This is a genomic window from Enterococcus sp. S22(2020) (genome assembly GCF_020295385.1).
Lineage (GTDB): Bacteria > Bacillota > Bacilli > Lactobacillales > Enterococcaceae > Enterococcus_L > Enterococcus_L dunnyi.
This window is the reverse complement of sequence record NZ_JACFUD010000002.1, coordinates 276,798-295,821: the sequence shown is the minus strand read 5'-3', so window position 1 is coordinate 295,821 and position 19,024 is coordinate 276,798. Positions and strand designations below refer to the sequence as shown.

The 19,024-nt window shown below is 35.8% G+C and carries 16 protein-coding genes; 1 reads left to right on the top strand and 15 read right to left on the bottom strand.

The features are described 5' to 3' along the window. Nucleotides 1–54: 54 nt before the first annotated feature. Nucleotides 55–2,340 carry a glycosyl hydrolase family 18 protein gene (locus H3T55_RS04280; protein WP_225533492.1) on the bottom strand — a complete coding sequence of 762 codons (2,286 nt, stop codon included), beginning with the start codon at nucleotides 2,338–2,340 and terminating at the stop codon, nucleotides 55–57. A gap of 194 nt (nucleotides 2,341–2,534) precedes the next feature. Continuing rightward, complete coding sequence (yeiL, locus tag H3T55_RS04275; protein WP_225533491.1) at nucleotides 2,535–3,206, bottom strand: transcriptional regulator YeiL; 672 nt, start codon at nucleotides 3,204–3,206, stop codon at nucleotides 2,535–2,537. A gap of 94 nt (nucleotides 3,207–3,300) precedes the next feature. On the opposite strand from yeiL, the gene H3T55_RS04270 reads away from it, so the two are divergent. Beyond that, nucleotides 3,301–3,927, top strand: a complete 627-nt coding sequence (locus tag H3T55_RS04270; RefSeq protein WP_087640803.1) for a YczE/YyaS/YitT family protein — start codon at nucleotides 3,301–3,303, stop codon at nucleotides 3,925–3,927. A gap of 53 nt (nucleotides 3,928–3,980) precedes the next feature. Here H3T55_RS04270 and H3T55_RS04265 read toward each other — a convergent pair whose 3' ends face one another. The 13 genes from H3T55_RS04265 to H3T55_RS04205 all read right to left on the bottom strand — a co-directional run bounded on the left by H3T55_RS04265 (nucleotide 3,981) and on the right by H3T55_RS04205 (nucleotide 19,023). Continuing rightward, on the bottom strand, nucleotides 3,981–4,769 hold the full coding sequence (locus tag H3T55_RS04265) for an LssY C-terminal domain-containing protein (RefSeq protein ID WP_225533490.1): 789 nt from the start codon (nucleotides 4,767–4,769) through the stop codon (nucleotides 3,981–3,983). 29 nt (nucleotides 4,770–4,798) lie between these two features. Beyond that, nucleotides 4,799–5,011, bottom strand: a complete 213-nt coding sequence (locus tag H3T55_RS04260; RefSeq protein WP_225533489.1) for a hypothetical protein — start codon at nucleotides 5,009–5,011, stop codon at nucleotides 4,799–4,801. Between the two features lie 258 nt (nucleotides 5,012–5,269). Further along, the gene (locus H3T55_RS04255) at nucleotides 5,270–5,845 is read right to left on the bottom strand and encodes a LysM peptidoglycan-binding domain-containing protein (RefSeq protein WP_225533488.1); all 576 of its coding nucleotides are present in this window, start codon (nucleotides 5,843–5,845) and stop codon (nucleotides 5,270–5,272) included. A gap of 429 nt (nucleotides 5,846–6,274) precedes the next feature. Next, entirely contained in the window at nucleotides 6,275–7,516 is a 1,242-nt protein-coding gene (locus H3T55_RS04250; RefSeq protein WP_225533487.1) for a hypothetical protein, read from the bottom strand. Between the two features lie 24 nt (nucleotides 7,517–7,540). Continuing rightward, on the bottom strand, nucleotides 7,541–9,343 hold the full coding sequence (locus H3T55_RS04245; RefSeq protein ID WP_225533486.1) for a glucosaminidase domain-containing protein: 1,803 nt from the start codon (nucleotides 9,341–9,343) through the stop codon (nucleotides 7,541–7,543). 18 nt (nucleotides 9,344–9,361) lie between these two features. After that, on the bottom strand, nucleotides 9,362–10,543 hold the full coding sequence (locus H3T55_RS04240) for a hypothetical protein (protein WP_225533485.1): 1,182 nt from the start codon (nucleotides 10,541–10,543) through the stop codon (nucleotides 9,362–9,364). A gap of 784 nt (nucleotides 10,544–11,327) precedes the next feature. Beyond that, nucleotides 11,328–12,062: a hypothetical protein gene (locus H3T55_RS04235; RefSeq protein WP_225533484.1), complete on the bottom strand. Its 735-nt coding sequence runs from the start codon at nucleotides 12,060–12,062 to the stop codon at nucleotides 11,328–11,330. 32 nt (nucleotides 12,063–12,094) lie between these two features. Then, nucleotides 12,095–13,075 (bottom strand): DUF5067 domain-containing protein, encoded by a 981-nt coding sequence (locus tag H3T55_RS04230; protein WP_225533483.1) that lies wholly within the window; start codon nucleotides 13,073–13,075, stop codon nucleotides 12,095–12,097. 4 nt (nucleotides 13,076–13,079) lie between these two features. Beyond that, on the bottom strand, nucleotides 13,080–15,674 hold the full coding sequence (locus H3T55_RS04225) for a YfhO family protein (RefSeq protein WP_225533482.1): 2,595 nt from the start codon (nucleotides 15,672–15,674) through the stop codon (nucleotides 13,080–13,082). A 25-nt stretch (nucleotides 15,675–15,699) separates the two neighbouring features. Continuing rightward, the gene (gene lepB, locus H3T55_RS04220; RefSeq protein ID WP_412523558.1) at nucleotides 15,700–16,224 is read right to left on the bottom strand and encodes a signal peptidase I; all 525 of its coding nucleotides are present in this window, start codon (nucleotides 16,222–16,224) and stop codon (nucleotides 15,700–15,702) included. A 183-nt stretch (nucleotides 16,225–16,407) separates the two neighbouring features. Then, entirely contained in the window at nucleotides 16,408–17,214 is an 807-nt protein-coding gene (gene lepB / locus H3T55_RS04215; RefSeq protein ID WP_225533481.1) for a signal peptidase I, read from the bottom strand. Nucleotides 17,215–17,232: 18 nt separating this feature from the next. After that, nucleotides 17,233–17,898 carry a hypothetical protein gene (locus tag H3T55_RS04210; RefSeq protein ID WP_225533480.1) on the bottom strand — a complete coding sequence of 222 codons (666 nt, stop codon included), beginning with the start codon at nucleotides 17,896–17,898 and terminating at the stop codon, nucleotides 17,233–17,235. A gap of 24 nt (nucleotides 17,899–17,922) precedes the next feature. Beyond that, nucleotides 17,923–19,023: a DUF916 and DUF3324 domain-containing protein gene (locus tag H3T55_RS04205; protein WP_225533479.1), complete on the bottom strand. Its 1,101-nt coding sequence runs from the start codon at nucleotides 19,021–19,023 to the stop codon at nucleotides 17,923–17,925. Between the last annotated feature and the right edge of the window lies 1 nt (nucleotide 19,024).

Genomic DNA, 19,024 nt, shown 5'->3' with positions numbered 1-19,024 from the left:
CAACCATAAAAAAGCATGCTAAAACTAGCAATCAGTTTTAGCATGCTTTTTATTTTATCCAATCAATTCCCAAGGTCCCCATTCTTCTGTTCCCGGAACGTTTCCTTGTGTCCACCATTTTGCTTTGTAGGTCTTTCCTTGATACGTCACGATTTCTCCACCATTGTAGGCTTTTGATGCATCCCAGGCATTTGATACTGGAGGAGTCGTACTTTCTTTGGTTTTCACACTAACTGCATTACTATCTGCTGAAAGGTTTCCAGCAGCATCGTAGGCTTTCACTGTATATGAATAAGTTGTATTTGCTTTTAATGTTGTATCAGTATACGTTGTACCAGAAACTGTTCCGACTAATACACCATCACGATAAATTTTATATCCTGCCAATTTCACATTATCTGTTGATGCTGTCCATGTCAATGTTGCGGCTGTCTCTGTGATCGTTCCAGCTGTAAGATTTCCCGGAACAGTTGGCGGTGTCGTATCTGATGGATCCGGAATCACTATACCGCCGCCATAGATTGTTTGACGACTTAATTCAGCACCATTTTTAGCAATTCGTTGAGATAATTCAATACTGCTGATGCGATTTACATCAGTTGCTGCTGCACTTGATTTTAATCGGAATGTGTAGCTGGCACCTTGCGGTATTTGCTGCGCATCATAAACAGAAGATAGATCCACGACTACAAAACCATTAGTAGTTGTCACTGTACCAGCTTTATAGTCGCCAGCAGTCAAAGTCTCTGCTGCATTGACTGGAATATACAGTTTAGGTAATTTTACTGTTTCGAATGCCGCTTCCACAGCAGTTAACACATCGCCTGTTTCTCCTGCGCTTTCATTATTTTTGATCGTTATTTCGTAACCAACACCATTTTCACTATATGGAGCAATCGTTGCTTTCACATTCAAATCAGCATAAACTGTTTTGTTTGCAGGTAACGCTGTTGCGCCAAATAATCCTGCCTTGATTGCTTTTGTCAGCTCATCACGTTTTGTTGTATCAGTTGTTTTATCTTGTGATTGCATCCATGAAATCACACCGCCCAGCTGGTTATTTTTAACATATTCAGCTTTATAGCCAATAGAACGAGTATTATCGTAAGTATAAAACTCTCCTGTTGTTTGGCTATACATATAAGGCGCTTTAGCGACATCATCCCAGTATTCTTTCAGGTCTGGAGATTTGACTTTCAAATCAGCAATGTTTCGATATGGCCAAACACCACCAGCGCGTCCACCGTCACCAGATTTTAATGGGTTTTTATTATTTGCCCCATACGTCGGTGATAAATCGGCATCTTTATTATTTTTTTCTGCTGCTTGGAACAATCCAGGATGCTGTGTATCAGTTCCTGCTGCCACTTTATTCCAGCCGCGTGTATAAAAGGCTGCTCCGATGACGATTTTGCTTGAAAGAGCACCATTTGCCTGAAGATATTTTACTGTTTGGTCTACAGAAAAACCACTAGCATAATTAGGATCAGCCGGATTGCCGTATAAAGCAGTATGATGGGCACTATTTGGCGTCCAAGCACCATTCATATCATACGTCATTACATTCGCAAAATCGACTACATTGAATAATTGCGCTACATCAACCCCATTTTTTAGCGTATTTTGAGCAGCTGGTAAAGCAACGGATAATTCATAGGTTTTTCCTAAGTCTTTTCCTTGTTTATCGATCGCTGTACGAATTTCTTGTAGTAATGTGATGAAGTTTTGCTTGTCTGCCGGTTTCGCATGAGGTGTTCCCTCATCATTTGTATTATCTACTTTATCTGGTTCACGAACTGAAGCAGGATATTCCCAGTCCAAATCAACAAAGTCCATATTCGTATATTTGATAAATTTGGCAATATTATTTACAAAATTTGCACGAATCGTTGGATTTGCTGCTACATCAGAAAAGTCTCCTGATTTAGACCAACCGCCAATCGATACACCGATTTTTAAGTTCGGATTTTTTGCACGAACATCTTGTATAGCATTCAAAATTCCCGAGCTTGCACTATTCCACTGCACGCCATCTTGACCAACTGGCGCTCCAACAGCAGCATCCTTATCGGTAAATTTCAAATTCCCATTTCCATCAAAATCTAAAAACGCAAAGTTCAAATGAGTCAATTGATCTGCTGGAATGTCTTTGGGATAAAAATTCTCTTCGCCTCCCCAAATCGACCAATCACCATAATACATGACATTACGATATTTTGGAGATTCTGCCGCTTGTACAACCTTTGTTGAAGCAATTCCTGATAAAGATAACACCAAACTAGAAGCAATAAGAACAAGTACCGATAAAACGTTTACATTTTTTCTAAACACCTTTTTCAAACTTTCCACCTCTTTTAATGTTTTTCATACCTGGTAATACTCTTTATGAAGTTCTCATCCCTGCGTCCATCCCGTAGCCAGCTATCCATCTCCTTTACTATTCAGTCACTAAAAGAATAAATCAAATTGCAAATAAATGCGAATAATATACTTTCAAATCATATATTTTTATAATCTATATATTATTCAGTGGATCAAATATGTAAATTCAGTGCTAAATCTTTTAATCCAGCAATGTTTAACTCATATCCTTTTCCTTGTTTTTTTATCAAACCTAATTGTTGAAACTCATTGAAGGTATAGATTAAATGACGATAGCTGACCCCTAAAAATTCAGCCGTCTCTGTATGTTTTTCCTGATAATTCCCTGCCACTTCCGTTTGCAGCATGTACGCTGCCAAACGATGCTTCAATTCATAGTTTTGATTATTCGAAAAATGTTCCACCCGTAATAAAACCTTTTTCCCCAAGTATTTAGCGATCGTTTTCAGAAAGTGATTATCATCCAACAGCTCTTGTTTGACTTTACGATACGGTAACGCTAAACAAATACAGCGATCGATCGTTTGAACGTCTTTGACTTGATCCTCCACTTCTAACAGAGACAGCTCTCCAATAAAATCACCTGTTGTCAAAAATTGAAGTAATGAACGTTTCCCATTTTCGTGGATCTTGTAGATTTTTGCTCGCCCTTCGATCATAAAAAAAAGATGCTCAACAGGTTTATCAAAACGAACGATATAGTCATTCTTCTCATAGACAAAAAGACTCGCTGCTTTTAAGCTTTGCTCTGGAAATTTTTCGAAGATGATTTGAGAAGTTTCTTTGGTCAATTTTTTTAAGTCATGTAACGGATATATTTTCATAAGTCCTCCTAAAAATGTGAGATATCTCCTATTATTATGAAGCATTATCGATTAAATTACTATTATAAAGTTCAATAATTATTGGAGGCGTATCATGAAAAAAATTATAGCATCTATTTTATTTTATGCACTTAGCGGCGTTGGGATCAGCTTGACTTTAAAAGCAGATATCGGGGTCAGCAGTTTCAATTCACTTAATGTAGCTGTATCTTCTATCAGCGATATCAAAGTTGGAACGGTCACATTTTTATTCAACAGTCTATTTTTACTAGCGTATATTTTATTAGCTAAAAAGAAGGAACCTTTGAAATATGCTTTAATGTTTGTTTCCATTTTATGTTTGGGAAATATCATCAATTTCTTTTCTTACACTGTTTTCGGAGGACTACAGCTTGACAATTATTTCTTGAAGCTATTAGTCTTTGTGCTTGGAACTGTGATTGCTGGTTCCGCTACAGGAATGGTCATTTCTTTAAATATTCTGCCATTTCCAATCGAAAGTGTCTGTATTCGTCTATCTGAGATGTCAGGTGCCCCATTCTCTAGATTTAGATATGGCGTCGATATTATATCCGTCTCCATCTCTCTAGCGATCTCTCTATTTTATCATTTGCCGATTTTTGTTAGAGAAGGAACGATCATTAGCCTGTTCTTATTATCTGGGGTCATCTCATTTACCAAAAAAGCTTATGAAATGAACTTTACTAAACAGGAAGCCTAAAAAAACAGTGGTGATAGAAGTGGAACTTAGAAAAAAGTCCGCCTCTGTCACCACTATTTCATTTTGATAAAAGGTAATGCACCATCTGTGAATATTTCATCACCACCGCCATTTCTTCCATGATAGCTTGTGGTGAAATGTTCGACAAGTTCAATCGAAACAGGTTGTTTCGATTCTTCAAACGTCTCCAAGACAAAATCACGTTCCTTATCGACATCTGAGTTTATTTTATGAGTGACCTGTCCAGTAAAAAAAGAAAAGCCCACTTTTTTATCATACGTTGCAGCACCTAACCAATCCGCTTGTCTACCTCCAGGTAAATACCAGTTTTCTGGTGTTTGCCAAAAACGTACATGATGCCTTCTACGCGGATTATTTTCGATTTGCTTTTCAAATGCAATATCCTGCCGTTTACCAAATAAAAATAAAGAACTGACAGGTGCGCTTGGGTAAGACTTTGCTAACACACTTGCAATGATCATTTTTATGCTCGATCGTAATGATAATTTTTCGGCAATAGTCCAGCCGCTGTTCATAAATAATTGCTCTAATTCCGCTTTACTTCCAATAAAGGCCAGATTGATCGGATCCCCTAATAACCCATCACTCGTCTGCGAACGACCGATAAAGTAATCTGGTAGGTAACGTCCTGTCATCAACTTATTGATAAAAGGCAAAATCAAATAGGAACTGAATAGCCATAAAAGAATATACGCAAAAATATGGATCTTTTTTGTTAAAATTTCAGAAAACAATACTTGATAGATCAAACTACCGCTAATCACAATAAAAATGAAACGAATCAATCTAAATACACTATTGAAAAGAGTTTGTTTTTTCATAAGTCCTCTCCTTTCCCGATTTCAACTTTTTATTCCTTTTCTTCTTCTGGATCATAAGGAACATACTCACTATAATTATCCAATTCTCCTTCAAATACGTCATTCACAAAATTACTGTAAGAACCCATCCCCATTGTACCTAAATCTGAGCTGGTTTCAGTCATATTGTTCATGATCTTTTCTTGATATTCTTCCGCTGTGATCACAGCACCTGTCTTTACATTTTTATAAAATTTTGGCATTTTACTACATCCTCTCATTCATAATCAAATGACTTTTATCGGAAAAGGAGGAACTCAATCTAATTAAATTATACTGATAACTATAAAAAAAGTCGCTTATAAACTTCTCTGTACAAAAAAAGGGTAAAACAAAAGTATCTTTATACCTTCGTTTTACACCTTAAATCTTGATATATAGTTGGAATAGAAGTAAGCTCTGTTATTCTCAATGAATGAACTAATTCTGTTCCCTTTTTCTATACTTTAGCTTTGATCCGCTTAATACCAGCCGTTAGCCATCCAGAAAGCTTGTGCTGCTTCCCATGAACCATAACGTCCAGCAACATAGCTGTCAGCAACTCGTTCTTGGTTTGCTTCGGAATAATCACCATTTAAATATGAAGCATCTAATTGATATCTACCGATATATCTACCGTTTGTCGCAGCATACGAACCACTTGATTCTTTTTGTGCGATCCATTCTTTCGCAGAAGAAGTCGTTGCTGGTGCTGTCGCTGCTTCTTGAGCTGGTGCTGCTTGCTCAGCTTGCACAGCTGCTTCTTGTACTGGTGCTACTTCTGCTTGAACTGGCGTTGCATCTTTGCTAGCTTCTTCAGCTGTACGGATCACCAATTCTTCTCCTTCAAAAATCATATTTATGTTTGTAATTTTATTATCTTTTGCAATCAAATCAATTAAGCTATTGTCACCACTGAATTGTTGAGAGATCGTAGATAATGTATCTCCTGTTTTTACTTTATATAAGCTATCAGCGTGTGCGTCAGTCGTTCCCATAAAAAAGCCAAATCCTGCAGTCAAAGTTGTTGCTAATAAAATCGTTTTAAGTGATTTCATGTTGTTTCTCCTTTGTGAAAAATATTTTGTCGTTTGTTTATCGACTTTGCATACTTTAACATCTAAAAATATTTCATAGGTGAAAAAGCAATGACAATTCGTTACGAGTATTGGCTTTGCGTAACAGTTTGTAAAAAAAACGGAGAAAAACACCTGTTCGTACTGGGTTTTTGATTCAGTTTTATAATGAAAATGATCATGATTTTTTCTGAAATTTTATCGTTTTTCTTTTCAAATTATTGGCTTATATTACAAAAATTTGGAAATATTACAAAATTTCCTCTTTAATTCCAGCTCTTTTTTGATGCTTTTTTCATTTTTTAATCGGGAGACGTGTTTATTTATCACTCAAAAAGACCTCGACAAAACTAAAAATAGTTTTGTCGAGGTCTCTAATTCTTAATAAACGGTATTTAAAAGTCAGGTTCTTTATGCTTCGAATTCTTTTTGTTCAATGACAGATTCTAATAAACGGTTCTCAGTTTGGATAATATCAAAAAAAGCACTGATTTTTTCTAGTTGTTCATAATCAATTTGATATAATTTTACTCTCGGTTTAAAAAATAAAAATCCAGGTCTGATTTTTACTCGTTCGTTGATCAAGTGGCATTGCTCCATCATAGATTGTAGATCCATTTCAGAGACACTATTTTTGATCTTCTCGATTCGAGCACGCTCATAGATCCATTGGTCTTTCGTCACTGTCATTTTTTCGGTGATCGTTACTAGTTGACGATTCAAACGCCAAGACTGCTCAATAAATTTCGCCTTTTTATAAAGGTCGTCGTATTGAATCAAATCGATACGAACCGGTTTATACCAGTCTTCTTCATCGATCGATGACTTTTGATGCTTTTTAAATCGTTTTAATCCACTAACGAGTAAACTGTTTTCTATGGCGAGCAGCTCGTACTCCAATTTTTCTTTTGCTACCCGCACGCGTTCCTTTGACGCTTTTTCTCGTTTCAGACTTTCTTTTAGATATAAAACTTCACTTTCATCAGAACGAACAGGAACCGACGAATCCGTTTCTTCCACAGGAGCTATATCAAAAAATGTTTCGCTGTCTTCGATACTTTCAAGTATTGGTTCTTCCTCAGATGATGAACGCTCCTCTTTTTCCTTTGTTGACTCAGTTATCGTCACCTCTACTGGAAAACTCAAGGGTTCTCCCGAAATAGGTTCGCCTTCTTCTTCTTGAAAAATAGAAAGAAACTTTGCCTCTAAAATACTGCTGACAGACTGACTTTTGGTAAAGCCCATCTGCTTTAAACTAGTCGATACACTGAATGATAAAGGATCTTCCTCTTGTGTTTCTAAAGATACCGGAATAAATTCACAATAATATGTACTAAATGCACCCTCAACTTCTTCTACGAGTTTTGTCCAAACAAACTGCGGGAATAGTTCTTCCAGCTCTTCTAATAAAACATCCCAATTCAATTCTGCTTGAAAAAATTGGATCTCCACATGCTTTTTAAGCGGCAGAGAAAGAACTTTTCGAGAAATTTCGTCATTTTCTCGAAAAGTAAATAATTCTCCTGTGCGGTCTTCATAAAACGCTTCACATGCATCAACTATTTCTTCCGTACTATCTTTTTGATAGAGAACGGTCCCAGTAGTGAATGGGATTGCCTGTTGATGGAAAAAAACATCAAAAAAATCATTCATTGAGCCATTCTCCTTTCTTAATTTTTACGATTGAAGATCATAGATAGGGGTCAAAATAAGTTGTTGTCCTTCCGTCAAGAAGTATTGATCTAGGTCATTCCACTCTTTTAATGACCAGACAGAAACACCTGTTTTTTTAGAGATACTTGCTAATGTGTCTCCTTTTTTCACTTCATAGGTTTCTTTCGTCTTCTTACGTGTTGCACTTACTTGATAATCTTTCGCATCTTTTTTCGCTGAAGTATCTGTTGTTTCTTTTGTTGTATTTTTTTCTTTTTTAGCAGTTTCTTTTGTTGTTGTCTCTTTAGTAGTCGTTGTTTTCGTTGATTTGGCTACTTGTTTCTCTGATGATCGTGTCGTCTCTTTACCTGCAAAAGCAGTAGATAACTTTTGTACCATATCTAATGAACGGTCTACAGCATCCTCTTTGACTACAACAGTTGTTTTTTCTTCTTGTTTTGGAATACTTAACTTTTGGCCGATAAACAACATACGTCGATCCAATTGATTTTTATCAAGGATCGCTAAGGTAGAAATATTGTAAAGTTCACTGATTGACTTCAGAGACTCTCCTTTTTCTACGATATGCGTTATGTACTCGATATTTTGATCAGCTTTATCATTTTGTTTTTCCAATTTATCAAAAGAAGTATTTAATGAAATCTTCTTCGCTTTTTTCGTTTTCTTGTTATCTTTTAATGTATCGTATTGGGTCAGATTATACGCATCGATCAAACCATTTAGTTTTGCATTATAGCTTGTATCTGTTGCATAACGACCTGTCAGAAATTTGGTTGCGTCTTTATACGATTTCGTATTCGTTTTCCAAGTACCACTATAAAAAGAGTTATTAAAATCAGTGCCGCCCCTGATAAGCTTCACGTAATCTTCTAATGATTCTTTGTACGATGGGTACTTTCTGAAGTCTGAACGAATCGTAAACATACTACCAGAACCGTCATCTTCACTTGTCAGAAAGTTTGCACTTTGCCCTTTATAACTACCTTTGATCCCAAATAAGTTATAATTCGGAGCTGAAGCCAATGCACTGTTCCCAGATGCACTTTCCAAAATGGCCTGTGCGATCATGACTGAGGCATACACATTGTTTTCACCAGCAATCTGACGAGCATCCTCACCGATCACTTCGACAAAACTCTTAGTTGTCAAATTAGGACTAATATGGAATACCTGATCTGATCCAGCTGGACTTGCACCTGACGTTGTACTGCCTATTGAAACATTATTCGTTGGCGGCGTAGTAATTGGCTGCTGCGGTCCTTGGATCGGCTGCTGCGGCTGCACAGGTGTTGGTGCTGGCGTACTTGGTTTCGGAGCCGGTTTTGGTTTACTTGGCTGCGGTTTTGGTTTTGGCTTTGGTTTCGACGGAGTTGTAGTTGAGCTTGTTGTACCTGTGCTTGAACTAGTACTTGAAGTCGAACCTGTACTTGATGTTGAGCTATCGCTACTCGAAGTTGAATCACTTGTCGATGAATCTGTTGTACTTGTAGAATCCGTTGTCTCTTGTGTTGAACTCGACTCATCTGTTGTACTTTCTTCTACAGTTTCGTCCGTTGACTCACTGCTGCTTTCTTGCGTAGAAGAACTTGTTGCGATTCCTTCTACTGTACTTTCTGTTGGTTCATATTCACTCGTTGAAGATAAAATTGCTACGTCTTCTTGTTCTTCCGATCCTGCAGTTACATGATCTTCTGATTCTTTAGCAACAATTGGTTGAACATCATTAACAGAAAGGACAGCAGTTGAAGTAAGCAACCCAACACTTAACACGCGCATTTTTTTACTGTTTAGATTTCTTTTTTTCATTTTGTGTCCTCTCTTTTCTTATTGGTATGGATCTTCTTTTACTAAATTGATGATTTGATTGAAGGCTTGCTCAGATTCTTCCTTCACATCTTTAATACGTTTGTAGTAGTTTTGGTATTCTTGCTCTGCACGTTCCAAACGTTTTAGAACTCCAGCTTTTCGCTTAGTTTCTTCATTGATCATTTGTGCTCTTTGATTTGCCTGATTAATAATTTCTTTGGCTTGTTTTTTCGCTTCAAGTAACACTTCGCCAATGTCTTCTTTCGATAGTTGGTTATCAACATCGATCGTTTTTTGAGCTAATTGACGTTTCGTCGCTTCCAGTTCCTGACGAACTTTCGCTAGCTCTTCATAGGTAGCTGAATCAGTTGGTGTATCAGAAGCCATGATCACGATCCGATCTTCTGAAAGCTTATCGATTTCTTCTTGTTTCGCTAATAATTCTTGCTCATACTGACGAACTTTATTTGCAAAACGCTCTGCCTTTTTACGATTTAGGTCATTCTCATCAATTTGGCGGTTGCTTTCACGTAACAAGCTGTTGTATTTACTTTTTACTTGCTCCAATTCAGCCATACGCGCATCGTAATCTTTCGGCACAGCTTGAACCATTGATAATTCATTTTCTAATGACTCATTTACTTGCTGAGCAGATTCAACTTCACTTTGTAATTGCGTATTTTCTCTCTTACTCTTACGCAACTCAGCTTTCAATTCACGAAGCTCATTTTGAAGCTGCAGATTTTCTTCTTGAAGCTCTTCCAACTCTTCATCGTCGATCACTTCATTAACAGGTGGTCTTTTTTTCGTTGGCTTAGCTTTTCTAGGCGCTGATGCCACTGGTGCTGCTTTTTTCTTCTTTAAAGAGAATAATGAACGTGGTTCATCTTCGTCATCATCATAATCTTCATCGTCATCGTAGTCATCATCGTCATAATCTTCATCATCATCGTAGTCGTCGTCATCATCGTCATAATCTTCGTCGTCATCGTAGTCGTCATCATCATAATCTTCATCATCATCGTAGTCGTCATCATCATCGTCATAATCTTCGTCGTCATCGTAGTCATCATCATCGTAATCTTCGTCATCATCATAGTCATCATCATCATAATCTTCATCATCGTAATCTTCGTCATCATATTCATCGTAATCTTCATATTTTTTTCTTTTTTTACCTTTACCAAAAATCTTTAGCATATGCTCACTTCCTCCTAAAAATTGGGACTATTCTTTTGATTATTTTTATTTTCTAAAGTCAAACGTCTAAGTAAATTATGTGGTTGTCTATATATGTAATATAACGACAGTACGGTAGTTTTCAATTTTATAAAAATAACCAAATTCACTTTTGATTCAAATCATATGTGCGCTCTTCACTTATTCTCCTCATAGCTCTACTAACTAAACATAATACTTGAATATTTCATGTCTATTCTCCTCTTATAAATAATTAGGCTATTCGCTATTTTACCCATAAAAATTCTACCTACCTTTCTCTATTTTATCAGATAACTCCCAAACAAACAAACCGAATTGAGGCTTTATTCTTATTTTTCCATTACTATTTTTCACAAATAATACCATTGAAAAAAATGAAATATAATAACAGTCTAAATTGTTGTTTTTTTATCATTTTAACATTCAGCTAAATACTCACAAAAAAAATAAATCAAATTATCAGAGATTATCAAAAAAGACAATCATTTTGTCTATTTGCAATTGTCTGAACAACTCTCAGCACATCAAAAACGTTTTATTTATCAACGTTTTCACTCTTAAACAAAAGGATGATCGAAAAAAGGAATGGTCTCTCAGATAATAAAGAAACCATTCCTTTTGAGCGCTACTTTTTTTAACACATCTCATGCATATAAAAAAGGAACATTTTTATTTGTTATTAATTTGAAATCTGACAGAAATATGAGGAATCGTAAAACAATATTTCTACTTTGTTTTTTCACAAAAAAATCATATTTACAGACTACTTTTCAGTATAATCCTTCACAAAAACTCGAATCACACTTAAGGTTCCATTGCTGTCAAAATCCATCCCGATATTTCTAGCCACAGTGTTATCTTCTTTTGCTTGTTTCAAGGAATTTTCGACTTTTACTTTTTTACCAGCTATTTCCTCTGTCGGTTTGTCTATATTCTTATTGAAGGTATCGATTTTTTCTTTAAGATCCTCTAACTTGGTCAATGCTGCCAATTTTTCAAGAGCTTCTTTAGGTTCATTAAGATAAACCTTGCCTTCGCCAGGATAATTGAAAATCATGATATCTTGCGAACTCAACCATACCAATTTTTTTTCAGGATCAAACTCATAAATTATTTCAACAGTTGCATATGAATAGTATTTTCCATCTTGCTTATTCTTGTATGAATACGTACCATGCATTGTCAACGTATTCCCTTTAGCTACTACAGAATAAACTGGTTTTTCTTTACTATTTTCTGTCGTTTGCAAGGTTTCTTCTAGAATCGGCAATGCTGATGTATAAAATTCTGGAAGCGTTACTGCAAACTTTTCTTTCATTCGTTCTTGTGCTTCTTTTTCGCTTATATCAAGATACTCGAATTTTCCAAAACTTTTTTCCTGTGTTTTTTGCCAAACAACTGCTCGATCTGATTTATTCAAAGTAGTTGTTTCTTTTTTACTACATCCAACGATCAAGAAGACACAGGCTAAAATCAGGAATGTTATTTTCTTATTCACTTTCCTTTTTTCCTCCTATTTTAAATATTCAGTTATTTTAATAAATCGAGATCTAAAATAACTGGGTCTTGGTTAGGGAAATCCTCTGTATTGAACGTCAAAATCACGTCTCCAGTTGTTTGTTTTAATTTATAGACTAGTACAGTTTCTACAGATTCTTCTTTCTCTAACTGATCTTTTTGATGCTGTTCTAATAACCCCAACGCTGAATTTCTTTCGTTTTCAGGCAATATGGTCTCTGTTAGCAGTTGTTCTTTTTGTTTTACTGCAACAACCTCTTTTAATGAATCGGCAGAGATCTTTTCTTCAGCTAAGTTTGTCATTTCATAGCGAATAACTAATAGTGTTTCTTCATTTTGATCCGCTACTTTTCTAAAGCCTTTGATTTCAAATGCTACTTTATCATTTTTAACCGTTACACTGTCACTCTCTGAGATTGGCTCGGAGCTTTCTTCCTTCTCTTGCTCTTCATGCGTTTCATCTATTTTTATTTCCTGCAATGATCTTGTTGACTGATCGATAATTTTTGAACGCGCTTCATAATTACTGTCATCTGCTGAATAATATACTAACTGAACAAAACCATTTTTAGTTTCAACGTAATAAATGTGCGCCCAGACATCTTTGTCCTTGAATCTTGTGAATACAGTGTATTTGTACGCTGGATGATCATTTAGCTTAAACTCTTTCATATAGACATCTTCAGGATCATCATAGCCATAGGTCTTAGCCACCTGTTTACGAGTCTTAGCTCCAAAGTCCTTCAAATCTAATGCATCTTTTCTTGTTGTACTGATAAACATCACAGAATTGCTTTTTTTATCCTTTGCGGCAAAAACTGCATTTTGTCCATATTTATCTTGAGATTCTGATTCTTTTTCCCATGATGATGGCAATTGAAGTGAATAAGTAATTCCCCGATCTGAAAATGTTTGTTTCTCCTCTGATAATTTAGTTGTACAGCCTGTGAAGACAAGCAGTAACCCAAGAAGCATCATGATTTTTCGTTTCATATTTTTATTCCCCTTTCACTGCTTGTCTTTTCAACCAGAATAAATATAGTAAAAATGCAACTATACTAAACGCAAACAAGCTAATACCAACAGTAAAGCCTTGAGGTAAAAAGACAAATTCCACTGTGTGCTTCCCTTTTGAAACCGGTAATGTCAAAAACGCTTCTTTGAATGTTGGAATCTCAACTTTTTTTCCATCAATATATGCTTTCCAACCTTTATCATATGGAATAGTTGTCCAAATCACTTGGTCTTCTTTTAAATCGACACTCGCACTTGCTTTACGACCACTAACATCAAAATCTACTCCATTCTTTTTGATTTTGTCTAGCGAAGTTTCAAAACGGTCAACATTTAGCAGCGCAACATCAGGTTGATAGAGACTGATTTGGGCTTGGGAGGTATCGAAGCTAGCTTTAACTTTTATAGTCTCTGCCTCTTGATAGTATCCAAGATTATAGTATTGTCCAGATTCAATCATACTGTTTTTCCTTGAAGTACCATTCACTTCAAGAGTAATATCTGTTTTAGCCATCATGCTTTGGTCTGCCGCTACTAAGCTTAAATAAGCTTGTGTTTTAGCAGGTATTTCAACCGTCCAAGTGATGGATGAAAGCTGTGCAATATTTTCTTTGCCATAAGTCAAACTGCCATCATTTGATTCCAAAGTAAGGTTTTCTAACTTGTCTTCTTTAACATTCCCAAAACTAAATAAGTCCTCTTCCATACCTGAAAGATGTTTGATCAGTTCAGTCTGATTGTTTACAGCATTTGGTTCATAAATCTCTTTGTCTGTAAGTACTCCTAATGGAAGCGTATTTTTATTCTCATATAAATTATATTTTCCTTTAGTAGCAATTTTTTCAAACCCATATTTATTAATATCTTCTTGTTTAGAAAGATTGTATTTGATCCCCAAGAGCGAATCCATGATCAAAGTATTATTGACATAGGCAATGTTCAAGTTACTTCCTGTGGAACGAAATCCAAGATTATTAAGATAACTGGAGGAATGGCGATTTCTAATTGAAGAAAACATCGTGACACCGCTATATCCATAATTAAAGCTGTCATTTCGCGAAATAGGATCCATATTTTCCATTCGGTAAAAATCATCATTTTCACGCTTCGTCTTTTCCACCAATGTTTTGATGTCTTCATAATGACCATCATAAACGCTTCGTCCTGCGTATCCCCAATCTTCTTTGATGCCCTCAAACATAACTTTGGTATTGAAACCTGCTTCTGCCACCATGACTACTGCAAGTATAATAGGCAATACTTTTCTTAGTTTATTTCCCTTGTAGACAAGTAATAAAATCAAGTAGGAAACGAGCAAGAGAATCGTAATAATAAACGAGACTGGCTGAATATAATCATATCGTTGTCTATTCGCAAAAAAATAAGTTGCTAGAAACACTGCTAATAGTAAAAGAATGATATTGATGATTTTTTCTACATCAGACTTTTCGATCTGTTCAATGCTATATCCAGCAAGCAGAATAACTAAAAAAGAAAAAAGGAAACTAAATCTATATAAAAACATGTTAGGCGCGTGAAATCCATGCCAAAATAGGTTTAGATTTGAAATGTAAACACTAGCAATCAAGAGAACAAACAAGCTTCCGTATAAAAGCTTATTGCGTAATGGAATTTTCTTATCAACAAAATAGTACAAACAAAAAATCAGAGGCAATAAACCAATATAAACGAAAGGAGCACTGCCAAACTTGCTCGTATCATAAATACCCGCCATTGATTTAGTCACTAAATCCCAAGCTCCAGTATCTGGTTGCCAAAAGCGATTAAAATCACTCAAGCTCTCTCCATTATTTTTCAAATCCAATACTGTTGGTAAGATCGTGACCATCGAAGCTCCTCCGGCTAAAAACGAAGTAACCAAATAATTGATGATACTTTTTTTATATCGTTGAAAATCGGTCATTAAACGAACACAATAATACATGAAGCTAAAAACACCGATCATAAAGGCCATATAAAAATTAGAAAGAAACAGTAACAAGTAACTAATGAATAACAGAACCGGTTTTCCTTTATCCATGATTCTATTGATACCTAAAATGATCAGCGGTAAGTAGACAAATGCATCCAGCCACATGATCACTTCTGAATATGCTGTTGCGTAAGCCATCAAGGCGTAAGCGGTACTAAACGATACATGCAGCCATTTAGAAAATTTGAAGGTTTGAGTCGAAAAAAACCAAAAAGCAGCACCCATTGCACCAAACTTGATCAAAGTAATAAAATACAATGCTTCCGGCATTGCCTGATTATCAAAAAAGAAAACAAGCGGCGTAAAAATCCCATTTAGATAATAGGCCGAAAAAGCCCAATAATTTAACCCTAAAGAGCCATACCATGTATAAAATATATTTTGTTTTCCATGTAAAACATTATTAAAACTCGCATGGAAGTTCGAATACTGACTGAAACTATCACTCGCCATGACTGTACGTTCACTGCCAGGATAAATACCAATCAGAAAATAGCTTAAAGCCATCAAGGCGATTGGAATTATAATACTTAGCAAAAGGTATATGCCGTTTTCCCGTATCCATCTCGTTACTTTGTTCTTCATATTTACCTCACTTAAATTGTTTATTTTATCGAACATACCCAAATTTATTCAATGGATAATATCTAAATGAAACGACACCTTCGATCTGATCACTCTCTATCAGTCCCATCATTCGGCTGTCTGTCGAATGATTACGATTATCTCCAAGTAAAAAATACTTATTTTTAGGGATTTTTGTTAAACCAGATAATTGCTTCATTACTTCAACTGAGACGTTGATTTTGATCGTACCATCTGGTAAATCTATCGCTCTTTTGTCAGTGTTACTGTCTGGCGATTTTACTCCCTCTTTCATTTGATGGTTAATAAACAGTTTGTTTTCTTCCAGCCAGATTGCATCTCCCGGCATACCGACAACCCTTTTTACATAAGAGTCATTCGGCTTTTCTTTTGGTGAAAAAGTTACGATATCTAATCGAGAAGGTTTTTTGGTTTTCCTCACAAAGATTCGATCGTTATTCGCAAAAGTAGGAGCCATAGATACTCCGTCTACTCTGTGTGTCCTTACAAAAACAAAAAAGAGAACACAGCCAAGGACTACACAAACCATAAGTATCCTCTTCACGATTGTGAATGTACGCATTAGCTTTTGATATTTTTCAACTATTTGTTGTGTTTCATTCGATTTTTTTTTGCCTCTCTTTTTTTTGAGCATGGGTAGGTTATCTATATTTTTTTTTGTCATCTTTTGGCTCTTTCCTTTATTATTTCTTGAAACTGCTATCTACATCGATCAAAAATGGGCGGCTGCATTTAATGGGAAAACTCTTAGCTCAACAACTCCAATAATATCTTTCTCATCGATCAGTCCATAATCACGGCTGTCAGAAGAAAATTGACGGTTATCTCCCATCACGAAATACTTTCCTTCTGGAATGCGCTCTTCATTTGTCACTTGCTTTAAACTAAAATCTTGAGTCAGTAAAAAACCAGACTGCTTTGCTTCAGCTGCAGATTTTTCGAGAAAACGTTCTGGCGTTAGTTTATTATTGATAAATAGTTGATCATTCTTATAATATAGTTCTTCTCCGGGCATTCCGATAATTCTTCTAATCGTTTTTTCTTTCGTTTGTGGATGTTTGAAATAAACCATTTTGAAACGTTTTAATTCGCTCATTTTGCTGACTAAAACACGGTCATTATTAGTCAGTGCCGTAGTCATTGCATAGCCTTCCATTTTAGGCGTGCGAATAGTGAAGTAAATAATCATAGAAAATAATGCAGCACTGATAGCAATAGTCAGAGCAAGTTGTTTTAACAATAGCTTTAGTTGCTTTTTTTTACGTCGTTTTTGATTATTTTTCTTTTTTCTCTGTTGCTGTTTTTTTGGCAAAGGTTTTACTACTTTTTTTGCTTTTCCTTTATGTTGCTGCTTCTTTTTCGTTGCAATAGTATTATTGCTTTTTTTTCGTTTATTACGCTTTGTTGTGTTCTTCTCTTCTCTGTTTCTTTTTATGTATTCTTCTTTTTTCTTCACTTTAGATTGAGAGGAAGAGAGCTTTTTTCTCGGCTGTTTCGTAGCCTTTTTTGGACTAGTCATACTCTCACCCCTCAACAATTATTTTTTCTGCTGTAAAGCTGATTCATTTACTTTGAAGTGTTTGAAAACCTTTTGTTCACTCTCGGTCACTTTTGCTATGTCTTTTAAATAAGTTTCTCTGATCGTAGCGTTTGCCAATGCATCCTGATTTTGATTACTGATGTTCACTGCCAACTGACGTGTTAATGATAAATGGCGATTGAGTAACTTTTGCCCTTCAACTGACATTCCTTGAGAAGCCGGCTTGACACTGGCACTCGCCAATTGAGCACTTAGATCACGCAAGTTTTTAACTGTTTTTTCTGGGCTTGCTCCATTCCCTACAGCAGTAATTTGCTTTTTCATTTCATCTACTAAATAGTAGGTTTTCGCCACAGCTTCAGCATCTTCAGCTGTTAAATTTGTTAATTGATAATATCTGGAATATCCTGCACCACCAGCTGTCATAAGAAACAGACCAAAACAAGTGATCGCCCAAATCAACTGACGCTTCTTTTTTTGTTCTAATTGTTTACGTATGCGCTGAAGTTTTTTCCGCTTCTTTTTATTTTTAACTCGGCGTACTTTTATTCTTTTCCACTGTTTATTGGTAGAAATTCTAAAGAAAAACAACGCCACACCAAAAATGAAAAAGAGGATAGCGCTGGATAATAGGCCGATAAATGACATATCCAATATGCTCATAGGTTTCTATCCCCTTTCGTTACTTTATCTTGCAGTTGTTTTCTTTCTATTTCCTTTTTTCTTCTTATTTTTCATTTTCTTTGTTTGAATAGAACGAACAATAATAAAGATAATTACAACAACAGCAATGATTCCACCCACGATCATCGCAATCAATTTCCAATCGATCCCGCGTTCTTGTGTTAATGAAACATCCTGTCCATTAAATTTATCTGCTTCTTCATCAGTAATAGTAAAATCTTCTGTCCATTCCCATTTTTTGTCATCCGCTGTTACTAAAATGTGGGCTTTATAATCGCCTGCTTCCATACGATCTCCGTTCATTTCAACGGGAAAATCGATCAAGTTATTAGGTCCCATACGCATACCTGCTTTTTTAGTGTCGTACAAAACTTCTTCTGACCCTTTTTTCATGACTTGCACATCAACAGTCATGTTTTCAAGGTAGGCAGGTTGAACATTAGAAAAATTGACAAATACAGCATTTCGATAATTTGCTAGACCAGCATATACTTTATTCAATTCAAGATTGGGTTCAACAACGTTATCATTTTCGCTTAAAAGCATTCCTACTAAGTAAGCATATTCATTTGTGATCCCTGTTTTTTTCTTTGCTTCCTTATCTTCTTTTACCTGTTGTTTCAATTGAATACCACCTGAAATAAAACCATTAAAATCAGATGCCGGCATCGTTATATCCAACTTTAAAGGAACCATTGTTTTTGGTGGGATAACAACTTCTTTAGGTCCTTTAACGATATCTACAAAATCATATTTTAAAGATTTATCTTTTTCGATCGCTGATGGACCATATTCGATAACACCATTTCCGTTTGTCTTTGCACCATTTAGTGAGACACCGATCGTGATTTCCTCATCAGAGCCATTTGCCAATTCAATTTCCACAGTCTGCTTTTGTCCAGCATTCATTCGTAAGTCGAAGTAACCGACACTAGTGCGCTGATTCTCAGGTTTCACAACTTTATAGGTAAAACCTAAACCAAGATCTGCTGCTTGTTGATCAGCGGTCTTATTGTTTTCATCGGCAAAAACATTAACAGAGAATCCAAGACCGAAAACTATGTATGTGAGTAGTGCTAAGTAAGTGATTAGTTTCTTTTTCATG

What these genes read in the sequence shown, in the direction of transcription:
- H3T55_RS04230 (WP_225533483.1), bottom strand. Translation starts at nt 13,075, where the DNA reads ATGAAACGAAAAATCATGATGCTTCTTGGGTTACTGCTTGTCTTCACA.
- H3T55_RS04240 (WP_225533485.1), bottom strand. Translation starts at nt 10,543, where the DNA reads ATGCTAAAGATTTTTGGTAAAGGTAAAAAAAGAAAAAAATATGAAGAT.
- H3T55_RS04265 (WP_225533490.1), bottom strand. Translation starts at nt 4,769, where the DNA reads ATGAAAAAACAAACTCTTTTCAATAGTGTATTTAGATTGATTCGTTTC.
- H3T55_RS04210 (WP_225533480.1), bottom strand. Translation starts at nt 17,898, where the DNA reads ATGAGCATATTGGATATGTCATTTATCGGCCTATTATCCAGCGCTATC.
- lepB (WP_412523558.1), bottom strand. Translation starts at nt 16,224, where the DNA reads ATGGTTTGTGTAGTCCTTGGCTGTGTTCTCTTTTTTGTTTTTGTAAGG.
- H3T55_RS04270 (WP_087640803.1), top strand. Translation starts at nt 3,301, where the DNA reads ATGAAAAAAATTATAGCATCTATTTTATTTTATGCACTTAGCGGCGTT.
- yeiL (WP_225533491.1), bottom strand. Translation starts at nt 3,206, where the DNA reads ATGAAAATATATCCGTTACATGACTTAAAAAAATTGACCAAAGAAACT.
- H3T55_RS04205 (WP_225533479.1), bottom strand. Translation starts at nt 19,023, where the DNA reads ATGAAAAAGAAACTAATCACTTACTTAGCACTACTCACATACATAGTT.
- lepB (WP_225533481.1), bottom strand. Translation starts at nt 17,214, where the DNA reads ATGACTAGTCCAAAAAAGGCTACGAAACAGCCGAGAAAAAAGCTCTCT.
- H3T55_RS04250 (WP_225533487.1), bottom strand. Translation starts at nt 7,516, where the DNA reads ATGAATGATTTTTTTGATGTTTTTTTCCATCAACAGGCAATCCCATTC.
- H3T55_RS04245 (WP_225533486.1), bottom strand. Translation starts at nt 9,343, where the DNA reads ATGAAAAAAAGAAATCTAAACAGTAAAAAAATGCGCGTGTTAAGTGTT.
- H3T55_RS04260 (WP_225533489.1), bottom strand. Translation starts at nt 5,011, where the DNA reads ATGCCAAAATTTTATAAAAATGTAAAGACAGGTGCTGTGATCACAGCG.
- H3T55_RS04255 (WP_225533488.1), bottom strand. Translation starts at nt 5,845, where the DNA reads ATGAAATCACTTAAAACGATTTTATTAGCAACAACTTTGACTGCAGGA.
- H3T55_RS04225 (WP_225533482.1), bottom strand. Translation starts at nt 15,674, where the DNA reads ATGAAGAACAAAGTAACGAGATGGATACGGGAAAACGGCATATACCTT.